The organism is Mucilaginibacter sp. 22184, from assembly GCF_052045695.1.
GTDB lineage: Bacteria > Bacteroidota > Bacteroidia > Sphingobacteriales > Sphingobacteriaceae > Mucilaginibacter.
In genome coordinates this window covers 102,569-117,079 of record NZ_JBQEPI010000010.1, presented here as the reverse complement: position 1 = coordinate 117,079, position 14,511 = coordinate 102,569, and the positions used below count along the sequence as shown (strand labels likewise).

Annotated in this window: 8 protein-coding genes; 3 read left to right on the top strand and 5 right to left on the bottom strand. The window is 40.6% G+C overall.

The genetic code is table 11. The features are described 5' to 3' along the window. Window positions 1-62 precede the first annotated feature (62 nt). The 5 genes from ACTJKG_RS21900 to ACTJKG_RS21880 form a co-directional block, all read right to left on the bottom strand. A complete protein-coding gene (locus ACTJKG_RS21900; RefSeq protein ID WP_172336444.1) occupies window positions 63-1,556 on the bottom strand; it encodes a SusD/RagB family nutrient-binding outer membrane lipoprotein in 1,494 nt (497 codons plus the stop codon). Between the two features lie 20 nt (window positions 1,557-1,576). Beyond that, a complete protein-coding gene (locus ACTJKG_RS21895; protein ID WP_172336445.1) occupies window positions 1,577-4,762 on the bottom strand; it encodes a SusC/RagA family TonB-linked outer membrane protein in 3,186 nt (1,061 codons plus the stop codon). A 953-nt stretch (window positions 4,763-5,715) separates the two neighbouring features. Next, a complete protein-coding gene (locus tag ACTJKG_RS21890; protein WP_172336446.1) occupies window positions 5,716-6,891 on the bottom strand; it encodes an acyl-CoA dehydrogenase in 1,176 nt (391 codons plus the stop codon). Window positions 6,892-7,464: 573 nt separating this feature from the next. Beyond that, on the bottom strand, window positions 7,465-7,992 hold the full coding sequence (locus tag ACTJKG_RS21885; RefSeq protein WP_172336447.1) for an adenine phosphoribosyltransferase: 528 nt from the start codon (window positions 7,990-7,992) through the stop codon (window positions 7,465-7,467). Continuing rightward, entirely contained in the window at window positions 7,989-8,855 is an 867-nt protein-coding gene (locus tag ACTJKG_RS21880) for a ComEA family DNA-binding protein (RefSeq protein ID WP_172336448.1), read from the bottom strand. Before ACTJKG_RS21880 ends, ACTJKG_RS21885 begins: the two co-directional genes overlap by 4 nt. A gap of 80 nt (window positions 8,856-8,935) precedes the next feature. Here ACTJKG_RS21880 and ACTJKG_RS21875 point away from each other — a divergent pair, with 80 nt between their 5' ends. The 3 genes from ACTJKG_RS21875 (at window position 8,936) to ACTJKG_RS21865 (ending at window position 14,419) form a co-directional block, all read left to right on the top strand. Next, entirely contained in the window at window positions 8,936-10,690 is a 1,755-nt protein-coding gene (locus ACTJKG_RS21875) for a lysophospholipid acyltransferase family protein (RefSeq protein ID WP_172336449.1), read from the top strand. Between the two features lie 397 nt (window positions 10,691-11,087). Beyond that, window positions 11,088-12,488, top strand: coding sequence for an APC family permease (locus ACTJKG_RS21870; RefSeq protein ID WP_440740421.1), 1,401 nt, complete (start codon window positions 11,088-11,090; stop codon window positions 12,486-12,488). 338 nt (window positions 12,489-12,826) lie between these two features. Continuing rightward, window positions 12,827-14,419 (top strand): hypothetical protein, encoded by a 1,593-nt coding sequence (locus ACTJKG_RS21865; RefSeq protein WP_440740420.1) that lies wholly within the window; start codon window positions 12,827-12,829, stop codon window positions 14,417-14,419. Window positions 14,420-14,511: the final 92 nt, after the last annotated feature.

Below are 14,511 nucleotides of genomic sequence, written 5' to 3'. Positions count from 1 at the left end.
GTTTGTAACAAACAAAGGCTGCCAATGGCAGCCTTTGTTTGTTGTTTTTAATAGAGTTTAAGCTATTTATCCCAGTACATCCTGGTGTTCATAACATCAGCTCCCTGACGTGCCACTACAGCGTTGTAATTGGTCTGATTTTGATTAATCTCCGTTTGAGGATATTGCTGCCTGCGCGGAATATTCTGACCCGGGCTTAATGATCCTGGTACAGGGTCAAGTAATTTTGGCAAACCTGTTCTGCGGTACTCGGCCCATGATTCCCAACCATCGCCTAAAAAGCCTGCTATCCATTTTTGTAAGTGGATCTGCTCTAAAGCGGTACTTGCAGAGAACTTCACAGCCGTTTGTGCCACATAAGTATTAGCATCAGTTGTAGCTACACCATTTTGATCTAATGAGGCCAGCACCCCTTGATTATAAAAATCAGCTGCTGAACCATCCCCACCAGATATCCAGCCTAAATGAGCAGCCTCGGCCTGGGTAAATAATACTTGCGCATATGATGTCCATACGGTTGGTGAACTCTGGTTAGAAACCGCCAGCCCAATCAATGATATGTTACCTGGTTTAGTACGGGTACCTTTACTATAGGCGCCCAATGCATCACCAAATGTACCGTAAGGCAAGCCGGCATACGTGTTAGACACCGTTGGCGCTGCGTAAACCGGTAATCTTGGATCATTAAGACCGCTAAGTGTATTTACCAATAAACTGCTTACCGCATAATCATAACGACCGTTACGGTAGTTGGTATAATATGGGTTTTCATTTGTTGAAGCACCCAGATAAGCGTAAGCTGCATTATCATCATTTGAGGTCATTAACCCCCCGGTTACAGCTTTAGCATATTCTGCTTTTCCTGTGGTCGGATCAGCTTTTGAAAGCCTTAAGGCCATAATAGCGTGTAAAGAATTTGCCCAGTGTTTCCATTTGGTATTATCACCATTAAATAAGATATCGCCGGTTAGTGCAGCACCACCGTCAAATTGATTTTGAGCTTCATCCAACTCCTTCATCAAAGCAGTATATATATCCTTTTGCGCATCAAACGCCGGAGTAACATTAGATATTCCACTTAAAGCCTGTGAATACGGGATATCCCCCCATCTATCAGTTATAGTCAGATAAATAAAAGCGGTAAGGATACGGGCAGAAGCTATCTGATTATTATTAGAACCAAATTTAGTTGTTGCTGACAATCCTTTTTTTGACGGATCGGTATTAGTAGCAATAATGGTTTTTAAATCCTGTAAAGGGCCGGTATAATACGTTGCATAGTCATATTGTTTTAATGCAAACAATGATTCGTTAGTATAAAACGTTTCTGACATATACTGCGAATACAACTCACCGCAAAAGGAGTTGATATTGGTTGTGGCACCAGCACCGTTAATACCGCCTAAAAACTGTATGGCGTTGGTTAACATATAACCCGTTTGAACATTTGGCGATTGATTGGGACTGACGTTTACATCGCCCCCCACTTTACATGAAGCCAGGATAATTACACCAGCCCCAATAATATATTTACTTATATTGAATAGTCTTTTCATGATTTTTTGATCTTATCTTATTAGAAAGTTAATTTAAGGTTAAAACCTAAGTTTCTTGTGTTGGGTAACTGCCCACCTTCATAAAAGGATGTTTGCAGTTGTGATGGATCAACACCTTTAACTTTGGAATAGATCATCCATGGATTTTGTGAGGTTATACCAAAATAAGCGGATTGGAATGGAGTTTTACCCAGCATCTTTTTAGAGAATGTGTAACCAATGCTAACTTCTCTTAGTTTCACATAAGAAGCATCATAAGTCCATTTTTCCCATATCTGGCTATATACCTGCTCGTATAATGAACGTGTTTCAACATAGGTAGTGTTTGGCGTTCCGTCTGCATGAACACCTGCTACCAAAGTACCACCACCATCAGCTACAGCATTACGCACTGGGTTACCTTTGGCGTTATTGCCAACAGTTTCAGCACCAAGACCCGAACCATTTAGGTTCTGTTGTGTAACTGATACAAATTTGCCACCCTTTTGAAAATCAAGAGAGAAAGCCAGGGTAAATCCTTTATAATTAAAGGAGTTTGTAAAACCACCGGTATAACTTGGCAGCATGCTACCTAAATTAACTGTACTGCTCCATGTTGGCATACCATTCGCATCAACTACTATATTACCATGTGCATCACGTATAAAGCCTGAGCCAATGATCTGGCCGTATGAGCCGCCAACAACACCATTAACACCAAAGCTTGGAGAACCAACAAAACCAAAACCCGTTGCGCCAGCTGGATTATTGCCACCAGATGAGTCATAAGTGGGCTTGTTATCAGGAGCAACCGGTAAGGTGTTTGTGCCAGGGTATAGTGATAAAATTTTGTTACGGTTAAACGCGATGTTAAAATCAACATTCCAGATAAAGTCCTTTGATTTAACAGGGGTGCCGCCAAGGGAGATCTCAATACCATTATTTCTGATCGAACCTGCATTCACTACGGCCGATGAGTAACCAGAGGTTCCGTTAATAGGTAATGATAATATTTGATCTTTTTGTGTACGTGTATAGTAGTTAAAATCAAACTTGATCCGGTCTTGAATAAAATGCAATTCTGTACCTACTTCATAAGAGGTAGAAAGAGCTGGTTTTAAATTTGCATTTGGTAAAGCGTTAGGCACTGTTTGTGTAGGCGACGTTCCGTAAGGGTTTGTACCTAAATTGTATGTTTGATAAATTTGATATAGCCCTGCATCAGAACCTAACTTGGCAGCTGATAGTCTTAATTTACCAAAAGTAAATATATCATTCTTCGGCATTAACTCCGTAAATACAAATGAAGTTGAAAGACCGCCATACCAGTATGAGTTATTGTTTACAGGCAATGTTGACGACCTATCATTACGTGCATTAAAATCAAGGTATAAGAAATTCTTATATCCAAATGAAGTATATCCGTAATAACTATTTACCCTACTTAGTCCATTAAAACTAATTGCTGTTGGAGCGTTTGAAGAGTTACCTAAAGTGTAAAGATCAGGTATTGCCAAACCACCGTTGGTGTTACCACCAGTAAACAAATAACGATCCTGGCGACTTTCGGCATATACACCCGCTTTTACAGACAGATCACCAAATAGGTGATTGTAAGTCACATTTCCTACATAGTTATTTTCTTTATAGGTATACTGGTTTTGAGTGTATTGATCAAGATTCAGTGTTCCCGAAGCGGTCCTGTTATTATCATCACGATTCAAAAGATCTTCTCTTGCGATCAATGACACCGATAAGTCTTTTGTGAATTGATAAGTAGCTGTTAAATTGCCGTATACACGGTTGCTATTTGATTTAGAAGTATTTTCATATACCTCTGTATAAGGATTATCCCAATAGTGAGGTGTAAGATCGTCCGGACTGGTAATATTCCATGAAGTAAAAGTACCATCTGCACGACGGTAATTTTTTAGCTTGCTCATGTCAACATCCCGGTGAAACCATTGGCTGAATGAACCAGCAGTTTGAGTTCCGTAACCTTCATCAGGTATATTGCTTGAATTGATTTGTGAGAAGTTAACATTTGCACTTACCGTTAATTTCTTAGTAAGCTTTAACTCACCATTCAAACTTACGTTGTTACGTTTTTGATCACTGTTTGGTGTAATACCTGTACGATCAATATTGGTGTATGATACGCGGAAATTATAATTGTCGGCTGCTTTTGAAAACGCGGCATTGGTGTTATAAGTAACACCTGTTCTGTAAAAATCACGTACGTTGTTTGGCTGAGGTACAAATGGAACTAATTTACCATAACCCGGGTTTGATGGATCCCAGAAATACCAGGGTGCATATAAAGTACCATCCATTTTAGGGCCCCAGCTTTCATCAACACCATAATCGTAGTATTTTACGCCGTTAAAGTTAGCATTAGATGCTGGAGATGATCCTGGATCATAAGTATAAGTATTCCACTTGATACTGGTACCGCCACCATATTCATTTTGATAGTTAGGCAGTTGGTAAACTTTTTCAAAAGTAGTTGATTGGTTAAATGATATACCAATACCTTTATCAACACCTTTTTTAAGTTGAATAACAACAGCACCTTCAGATGCACGCTGGCCATACAAGGCTGTAGCCGCAGGGCCTTTTAAAACCGTTAATGATTCAATATCATCATTGTTTACTCCATTAGGGTCAGTAATAACACCATTTACTACATAAATTGGGTTACCCCCTTGTAAAGCGTTAACACCACGGATACGAATGGTAGATGTTCCGAATTTGGCACCAGAACCGCCCAATACCTGCACACCGGCAATTTTACCGGCAAGGGCCGTGTTTAAGTCTGATTGCTTGGTAACCGTTAAATCATCACCTTTAACCGCCTGAGCAGCATAACCTAATGATTTTTGCTCACGTGAAATACCTAAGGCGGTAACAATCACTTCATTTAAGCCTTTGCTCGATGCTACTAAAACTACATTTAGCTGGCTTTTTCCACCTACAGGAACATCCAGGGTAGTATAACCAATAAAACTAAATGATAAAATTGCATTTGGAGGGGCATTTAAGGAGAACTTACCGTTGATACCGGTTTGGGTACCGGTAGTTGTTCCTTTTACTTTTACGGTTACACCAGGCAAGGGTAACCCATCTTCTTTAGCCGTTACCGTACCAGTAATGGTTTGGCTTTGCGCAAAAAGCTGTGTTACAGCCAATAAGATACCGCACAAAACGAGGAGTAGTCTTTTTTCCATAGAAAAAAATTAGTTAATAGTTAAGGCGGTAAATCTACTGACAGCTATGAATGAAAAGCAAGCAAAGATTGTAACATTTCTCTTACAAACAAATTTTTAACTAAAACAGTCATTTTTTTTCAAAATCACTAAAACAAATTTATTTTTCTCTCGTTAAAGATGCATTACTGACACGTTCAGTTATTAATAAGACAGTTAATTTAGTTAATTAAAAAGGGAGAAAATACGCGAGGTATTTTCTCCCTTTGCTTTTTATAAATACCTGTATTACAGTTATTAAAATAACAACTCACTACCCCAGCACCATAAATTTAAAACAAGAAAAGGATGGGGGTTCCATCCTTTTCTTGTTTTAGCGGAATACTACCGTTAATTATTTGGCTACTTTTTTTGCTGGGATCAATGGTAATATAATAACAGCTAAAAAGGCAACAACTTTTAATACAACTAACATAACTTTAATTTTTTGATTAATATTTAATTCTTTCTGCATCGGTTGCGACTAAAAACATGCCATCGCCAAAAAGTTATTTTTATCAAAAAATTGCGTATTTCCTGATTTTGCTAAAATTTTTAAATGAATCGAAAAAAGGTTGAATTATTAAATTTTAAGGCTATTTTTAATAAGCGATAATAAAAAACTGATTTTCAGCAGTAATAAATCTCAATTTATTAAAAAACACAGGTATTTAAGATGAATAAACCTGACAGAGTATCTAAAACCCCTAAAAATTAAAAAGCGGAAAATTGGTTTTGCAATTTACCCCCTCTGCTTTTTAATAAGTGTCGGTTTTTCATTATCCTGTTAAACTATATCCGGGAATTATATAAATTCCGTTCGGGTTAGTCATCCAAATGTAAATATTGTCAATTTGTCAGCAAGCATGACAAACTACAACTTACTGACAAACAGACATTTAAAGCAACGTAAAAAGCATGGGTAAATTCTATAGTTATCCTTTCAGCACTTCCCTGCTAATCACGATCTTCTGTATTTCTGACGTGCCCTCGCCTATGGTACACAATTTGGCATCTCGATAGTATTTTTCGACCGGAAAATCCTTGATATAACCATATCCACCAAATATCTGTACAGCTTCATTAGCCGTACGCACCGCTACCTCCGATGCATAATACTTAGCCATGGCCGATTGTTTGGTTACCGGCAGGTGCCTGGTTTTCAAATCAGCAGCCTGCATCACTAAAAGTTCAGCTGCTTCTATTTCGGTAGCCATATCAGCCAGTTTGAAAGCTATTCCCTGGAAGTTACTGATAGCCTGCCCAAACTGTTTACGCTCTTTGGAATAAGCCACCGCCGCATCAAACGCTCCTTTAGCAATACCCAACGATAAGGCAGCTATAGAAATACGTCCGCCATCTAATATAGTCATGGCCTGTTTAAAGCCTTCACCCTCTTTGCCCAACAAGTTCTCTTTAGGTACTCGGCAATTATCAAATATGAGCTCCGTAGTTTCCGAAGCGCGCATACCCATTTTGTTTTCCTTTTTGCCATGGGTAAAACCTGGCGTGCCTTTTTCTATAACCAGAGCCGAGATACCTTTTGAGTCGCCCTTTTCTCCTGTCCGCACCATTACTACGGCCACATTACCCGATTTGCCGTGGGTTATAAAGTTTTTTGAACCATTTACTATGTAATGATCACCATCTAATATCGCGGTAGTTGCCATACCCATCGCGTCAGATCCGGTGTTTGCTTCGGTAAGGCCCCAGGCACCCAACCATTCGGCGCTGGCCAGCTTGGGCAACCATTTGAGTTTTTGCTCTTCATTACCAAAAGTCAGTATATGACCGGTGCATAAAGAGTTATGTGCAGCCAGTGACAGGCCTATCGACCCACATACCCTTGCAATTTCCGATATAACGGTTACATATTCGGCATAGCCAAAGCCAGAGCCGCCGTATTGTTCTGGCACTACAACCCCCATCATACCCAGTTCGCCCATTTGTTTAAATAACTCAAGCGGAAAATGCTGTGCCTCGTCCCATTCGGCCACAAATGGCCTGATATTTTTTTCGGCAAAATCCCTTGCCATCTCACCCACCATTCGCTGGTTATCGCTAATAGAAAAATCAAACCCTACCGGGCTGTCTGTTAATAAAGAATCCATGTTTTATAATTGGTTATTAGCAAAGTAACGGATTAATTATCAAGATAGTTTGACCTTGACGAGGGCCGAAAAGAAGTACAATTTGGTATCTGGTATAAATTATAGGTTTAGTTCAAATAGGGTTATTTTTGGGGCAAAAAGAAAGGCGGAAATTATTTTTCAGAATTTAACAAATTATTGCTTTTACTGATAGAATCAGAAGAAAAGAGGATTAATATCGAATAATGAATTCCGAATTTCCAATATCGAAATCAAAAAGTCTCTTCGGGTATATCGCAGAAGCCTTTGAGGGGGCTTAAAATAGGACAAATCATGGTTTACACTTTTTCACTACATATTCAAATATATCCATTGATTATCAAGTATTTAAATCAATGCAAACCATAAAAAGTGTAAACCATGTAAACCCACTTCTGTAACAAAATGGGGTATGTTTATGAATGTGTATAAAATCATGTAAGGGCGTTGCCTGCGGCCAGGCTTTACACTCATACCGCGCAGGCATTAATCACTGGCCGGTATTCGTTTCAATCCTTAACGCGAAGAAGTGATTACCCTGTGCAGCGGTTACCCTCAATATTCTGCCAATACTACCAGGGTATCACTGATGGGGGTTATTCGTTTACGGCCCTCTAAAAAGCCCAACTCAACCACAAAAGAAAAACCGGCTATTTCACAACCCATTTCTTTGATCAGTTCACTCGCGGCGGCTACCGTACCACCTGTTGCCAGCAGATCGTCGTGGATCAGCACATGTTGCCCGGGCTCAAAAGCATCGATATGGCATTCAATAATGGCAGTACCGTACTCCAGTTTGTAGGCTTTTTGTTTGATGGTAAAAGGTAGTTTACCGGCCTTACGTATGGGTACAAAAGGGACTCCCAGCTTAGTGGCCAATGTTAGTCCGAATAAAAAGCCCCGGCTTTCAATCCCGGCTATTACATCTATTTGTTTTCCTTGCAATTGTTCAACAAAGGCATTAATAATGCTATCGCATAAAACAGGATCTTTGAGTATAGGGGTTATATCTTTAAAAACAATTCCGGGTTTCGGAAAATCTGGAATATCACGAATGGCAGATTTTATTTGCTGGGTTATCATTTGAAAGTTAAATATGGCTCAATTTTACGCAAAATTCCATCATCAAGTATGGCAATATTTTTCATATCATCAACTGATTCATAATCACCATGCTGATTGTGATATTCTAATATGGCATTGGCCTGTTTGTAGCTCAAATACGGGAACCGCCTGAGCTGATCAAAACTGGCCGTATTTACATTTATTTTAGTGATATGTTTGTTATCAACACCGACGCCGCCTTTTATTTCGGCGTATTTAGCTTCATCAATGCCAAATACTTCTTTTAATTGTTCTTTATTATAAAAGCCACCCACACGCTCCCGATACCTGATAATGCGCATAGCAAACGCTGGCCCTATTCCTCTTATACGGGTTAATTTTGCAGAGTCGGCGCTATTCACCTCAATCACTTCGCCCGGTGCAGCCTTTTCCGTGCGATGATAAGTATCCGGTATATTGATGTATGGCTCCAGGCGCTGATAATCGGCATCGGTAATGGAATAGATCTTTTTAACATCATCCTTGGTATAAAAGCGCCCGCCTTTTTCCTCATAATTTTTGATCACTTTGACCTGCCGTTCGCTTAAGCCCAGTTTCTGCCACCCGGCATCTGTTAACTCATTCGGGTTAAAGGCAAACATTACCGCGGTGGCCGTCTTCGATTCACCTTCCCATGATTTATTCTCTGTACTTACTCTTTTACCCTTACTTAGCAATGCAACCGCTTTATCAAATTCATTAAAATTTATTATATTATCTTTGCGGATTGCCTGATAAACATAGGGCGCTGCTAAAATCAATGCCATTAAAATAATAACTACTACCATTCCGTTCCATTCTTTTTTGGTTACAGACAGGTAGTTTTTAAAATACGGCTTCATTTACAGCGTTTATCGATTGTTAAAATAAATAAATTTTCAGGATATTTATAAGTTAAATAAAACACCCCCTTTTTATAAAAATGAAAGTAATAACCACCGAAGAGTTTGCCAAAGCCACCAAACTGGATAAGTTGAAAATGCCGGGCCTGGCCGCTTTATTGATGGAGCTCATGAAAATCAACCAGGTTAACGAGCTTTTTGCACAAGCCCAACCTAAAGAAGGCCCCGAGTTTGTTGATGCTATTTTAGAGGGTTGCGGAATTGATATTGAATTTGACGAACGTGAATTACGAAACATACCCAAGACGGGGGCTTTTGTTGCCATAGCCAATCATCCTTATGGTGGTATTGAAGGTATGGTTCTCCTAAAAATATTATGTATGGTTAGGCCTGATGCTAAGCTGATGGCTAATTTCCTCCTTAAAAAGATTCCCAACCTAAGTGATTATTTTATAGCCGTTAATCCTTTTGAAAATGTGGAACACTCCTCCAGCATTAGTGGCTTAAAAAACACCCTGGAGCTTTTAAATAATGGCACACCTATCGGCATTTTCCCGGCAGGCGAAGTATCAACCTTTAAGGTGGAACAAAAACAGGTAACAGATCGCCTTTGGCATCCGGTTGTGGGTAAAATAATAGCTAAGGCGAAAGTGCCTGTTGTGCCCATTTATTTCCACGGCAATAATGGCTTGTTGTTCAATTTGCTGAGTTTGATACACCCTGCCCTGCGTACGGCCAAATTACCTTCTGAACTGTTTAACAAGCACGGTCACACCATTAAACTGCGCATTGGCAAACCCATTAATATAGAGGACATACCCGATCATAACAACAGCGCCAAACTCCTTAACTTTTTGCGCGCCCGTACCTATGCCCTTGGCACTGGTCTGGAGGAAGAAAAAAAGTTATTTAGCCCGCGTAACCTGTTCAAAATAAAACGCCTGCCCGAGGCTGTGGCTCCAGAAATCGATTCGACCATATTGGAGAAGGAGATAGAGCCACTGCGAGAGAACTACAGGATATGGGCCGAAAAGAACTACGAGGTATTTATTGTACCCACGTCAACTATTCCCAATGTTATACGGGAGATAGGCCGCCTGCGCGAAATTACCTTCAGGGAAGTGGGCGAAGGCACCAACAAAGCCATCGACCTGGATGAATATGACATTTATTACAACCACCTGTTTATTTGGGATGTTGATGCCAAAATGATTGTAGGCGCCTACCGTATAGGTTTGGGCGACGAGATATTTTACAGCGTTGGTAAAAATGGATTTTACATTACTGAGCTATTCAAACTTAAAACTCAGTTTACCCCTGTGTTACGTAAGAGCCTGGAACTAGGTCGTTCCTGGATCCGCAAGGAGTATCAGACTAAACCGCTTCCATTGTTTTTACTGTGGAAAGGCATTCTGAAATTTCTGATCGATAACCCCAGATACCGTTACCTTATCGGGCCGGTAAGTATAAGTAACTCATTCTCTAAGTTCTCCAAGTCGCTTATTGTTGATTATATCAACCGTAACCACTTTGACCATGAAATGGCGCAGTATGTAAAACCGCGCAAAAAATTCAAGGTTGATTTTGCCAAAATAGATACCGATCTGCTGATGGCCGGCGAGGATACCTTCAAAGGGCTCGATAACCTGATATCGGAGGTAGAAACCCGTAATATGAAGGTGCCGGTACTGTTGCGCCAATATATCGCGCTTAATGCCAAGATCATCAGTTTTAACATCGATCCCAAATTTGCCGATTGCCTGGATGGTTTCCTGGTGCTCGACCTGGAGAAAGTACCTCAGGACATTTTGGAAAAACTGGGCAAAAATCTGTAGCTAACAAATGCTGTTTTATGATCCAAAAAACTTTTTAAAGCTCAAATTTTAACACTTTTTTAGATAAAAACGGGTTAAAAACATTTGCTTTTTGGTCATTTTAACAAAGTTTTAACGCCATTTTAACATTTTTTAACAAATTTTTGATGGGTTTTTAAAACTTTAAAAAGTATCTGTTTATTGATTGTCAAATAACTGCGTACTAACCGGTTGTTTTTTTGCCCTCTTTTGTTATTTAACCAAACAGCCCGACTCCCTTGAAAAAGGAGAGCCGGGCTGTTTGCTGATATAAAGATACGAAATATTTGTCTGGATACCAATTTGGGTGGCCAACCCTTGCTTCGGTTTTTTTGTTTGAAATTGAATATATTGCGGTAAACAACCTTAACCCCGCAACATGAATAACAAGCCAACCGGCGATCACGCCGAAACCGCCCAACTGAAACAGGTGCTGAGCCTGCCCACCGGAATTTTATTGGTAGCCGGCATCATGATCGGCTCGGGGGTGTTCAAGAAGATCGTCCCCATGTCGCAGGCTTTGCATAGCGAAACGTATATTTTGCTGGCCTGGATCATTGGGGGTGTTATTACCATGTTCGGCGCTTTTACCTATGCGGGCCTGGCTACTATGACCACGCAAACCGGCGGCGTATATGAATATCTGCGATTGATCTATGGCGATTTTATTGCCTTCCTCTTCGGCTGGACTATCTTCACTATTGTTGGCAGCGGTGCCGTGGCGGCGTTATCCTTTGTATTCGCGCAATCTGTCAATACCCTTTTGCCCCTGCCCGAGTTTTTATCGTCCATTAAAAATATGGGCATCGGCGATTCTATTTTTCCCTTTGCCGACTCGGGCATTAAAATGCTGGCGGTACTTACTATTATAGCCCTCACCTGGGTAAATTACAAGGGGGTAAATAAAGCCGGGGTTTTAAACAACATCGTAACCTCAGCAAAAATACTGGGTATACTGCTGCTCATTATCGCGGGATTCCTATATAGCGGCCATCCGGTTGTTGCAAAAGGCACTGAAGCAGTTGAAGCACCACATGGCGCCTCCTTATATAGCGGTTTGTTTGGCGCCATGCTCAGCGCGCTATGGGCTTATGACGGATGGGCCAACATCACTTTTGTAACCGGCGAAATCAAAAACCCCAAACGCAACATCCCACTGGCCATTGTTGGCGGTGTAGGCATCGCCATGACCTTGTATGTATTGCTCAATTACGCTTACATGAAAGTTTTGCCCGTATCGCAGCTGGCACTACTGGGCAGTAATAAAATAGCCGCGGCCGAAATAGCCGGTATCATCATGGGTAAAACAGGTACTATCATTATCGCTATACTCATCATGACCTGCACTTTTGGGGCCTTAAACGGCTGTATCATTTCGTATCCCCGGGTTTATTTCCGGATGGCACAAGAGAAAGTTTTCTTTAAAAAAGCGGCACTGGTGCATCCTGTATTCCGTACCCCGCACATCGCCCTCCTGTATTCGGCTGTCTGGAGCATCATCCTGGTATGCAGCGGTACCTTCGATCAGATCACCAACCTGGTTATTTTTGCCTCTTATGCGTTTTTCGCGCTGGCTACCGCGGGTTTGATCAGGATGAAGATCAAGGGCGTGATCAAATCAAAAGTTATCGGTTACCCGGTAATTCCGGTTATTATTATCTTATTCTGTATCGCGCTCACCATCAATACTATTATTACCCAACCATTGGCCTCGGTGTTGGGCCTGTTGCTCATTTTAAGCGGCGCGCCTTTTTATTGGTATTTTAAGAAGAGGATATAAGGGCATAAAAAAGACTTACGAAGTTTTGAAAACTTCGTAAGTCTGACGTTTCAGTTTAAATTTTTTTTCTTTCGCTAACGCACGCGTGTCGCGTGTGCGTTAGCTCGATATCCCAGATATTTACCAGTGCATCAGAAAGCACACGCGACACGCGTGCGCCAGCCTGGGAGCCTGATGTTTCCTGGTGTTTTAAAAAGAAGGTGCAAAACAACAACCCTTTATTTCCATAACAGCTTTATAATTATTTAATAATTTAATAATACTAAGTACAGTGCTAAAATACAACCTACACATATATTTAATATTATAAACACACATTAAACTTTATCAAAAGCATTATGAAAAACAAATTCAAGATTCATTATTACTTATTATTCCTATTATTACTACCATTACTTAACAGTTGTAAAAAGGATTTATCATCAAGCTTACCACAACCCGGTAAAAGCACAGACAGACCCAAAGGTGTAAACACGCTTACTCCGTACCCCTTTGATTGGGAATCAGGAGACTATATGCCAACTCCAAACGGGACCCAGATCTTAAAGCCATGGGCAAGCGGTTCAAACCAATCATTTCCTTTGCTTTATGCTACAGATATAAAAAAAGCTGATGGCTGGGAATTGGTTTATAATACTTTTAAACCAACAGAATTTGTACAACCGGCTTATTTTGTTTTATACAACCGGTACAGGGGCATTTTGAGGGGCTATTTTTATTTAACCCCCGGCACGCCTATCCCGAGCAGTTACATTTCACATACGCTTATACAGAGAACAAATGGCTCAGATGCCCCGCTGCTAAGTTATTCGGGAAATAGTGCTGCTGATTTAAGCGTTATAGCCAGCAATACCAACCTGGTTCAACAGTATAAAACCACGGCAACCGGAACATGGTACGCTGCTGAATTTGAAATGGCTTATGATCCTTCGGTTGGCACAAAAGATGCCAACAGTAATACCATGACCTGGCAGGTTAACTCCATCAATGCAAGCGATCTTGCCATAAACGGAACTTCACAAGGAAGTATTAACGGTACTATTGCACAACCAAACCCTCCTGGCCCAAGTATTTTTGGCAGTGTGATCAGCGGAGCTTTAGATTTTGTTGGGCTTAAAGCGCTGAGCAGCATAACCCTTAAGGCAACTACCCCAAAAATAGCATCGGATGTTATCGGATCGTTAAAAGACGCTGCAAAAGCAGGACTAACAGGACAGGCCAAAAACATAGCCAATGGCATATTTGGCGGCACTTCCAGCGGGGGCGACAGCACCAAACAGTATGTACACCTAACCACTAATACCAATTATAAACTAACCGGTACGTCAACAGATATCTATACACTGGCCAATCCGAGCATGGTTATACCCGGAAGTAACGGCCAAACAAGTGTAAGCGGCTATGCACCGGCATATACCAAAGCATTAGGTATCATGACGTTATCAGCAGCGCCTACTTCACAATTATATGAATATGACTATTCCTGGGGATATACCTTCGGAATGACCTTAAATACCAATTCCTATACAATTGTATGGAATCCTGGCATTATCAATTCCAATCCGGACGGAGCCGTTATCAGAAATTTAAAGCAGGAAATAATCAGCTATGAAAATTATAACGACCCATACTCAAACCCTGGCGAAAGCTCTATCCCATGGCCTGCTAATATAACTGAATATGACGGCTTTAACCCATATCTGAAAAACGACCTGGCTGTAGATAATATCATCCGGCTGAAACTTTATAATACATGTTATGGTTGTGATTTTAGTAATGATGCATTAAATTATCCATTAACCGATGGAAAGAAACTACCTATGCACGTACTCCGCATTACCTTTGATGTGGTACCGAATAACGGAACTCCTAAGGTTACTATAGTAAAATCTTTTAACATCATTTTAAAAGGCCCTACTATTTATCGTTAATGATGACCCTGTCAGATCGGTATAACTGATACAACAAAACGCCCCCTGCCGGTAAAATGGCAGGGGGGTTGTTTTTTGTTACTTTTCCTTTT

What these genes read in the sequence shown, in the direction of transcription:
- ACTJKG_RS21900 (WP_172336444.1), bottom strand. Translation starts at nt 1,556, where the DNA reads ATGAAAAGACTATTCAATATAAGTAAATATATTATTGGGGCTGGTGTA.
- ACTJKG_RS21895 (WP_172336445.1), bottom strand. Translation starts at nt 4,762, where the DNA reads ATGGAAAAAAGACTACTCCTCGTTTTGTGCGGTATCTTATTGGCTGTA.
- ACTJKG_RS21890 (WP_172336446.1), bottom strand. Translation starts at nt 6,891, where the DNA reads ATGGATTCTTTATTAACAGACAGCCCGGTAGGGTTTGATTTTTCTATT.
- ACTJKG_RS21885 (WP_172336447.1), bottom strand. Translation starts at nt 7,992, where the DNA reads ATGATAACCCAGCAAATAAAATCTGCCATTCGTGATATTCCAGATTTT.
- ACTJKG_RS21880 (WP_172336448.1), bottom strand. Translation starts at nt 8,855, where the DNA reads ATGAAGCCGTATTTTAAAAACTACCTGTCTGTAACCAAAAAAGAATGG.
- ACTJKG_RS21875 (WP_172336449.1), top strand. Translation starts at nt 8,936, where the DNA reads ATGAAAGTAATAACCACCGAAGAGTTTGCCAAAGCCACCAAACTGGAT.
- ACTJKG_RS21870 (WP_440740421.1), top strand. Translation starts at nt 11,088, where the DNA reads ATGAATAACAAGCCAACCGGCGATCACGCCGAAACCGCCCAACTGAAA.
- ACTJKG_RS21865 (WP_440740420.1), top strand. Translation starts at nt 12,827, where the DNA reads ATGAAAAACAAATTCAAGATTCATTATTACTTATTATTCCTATTATTA.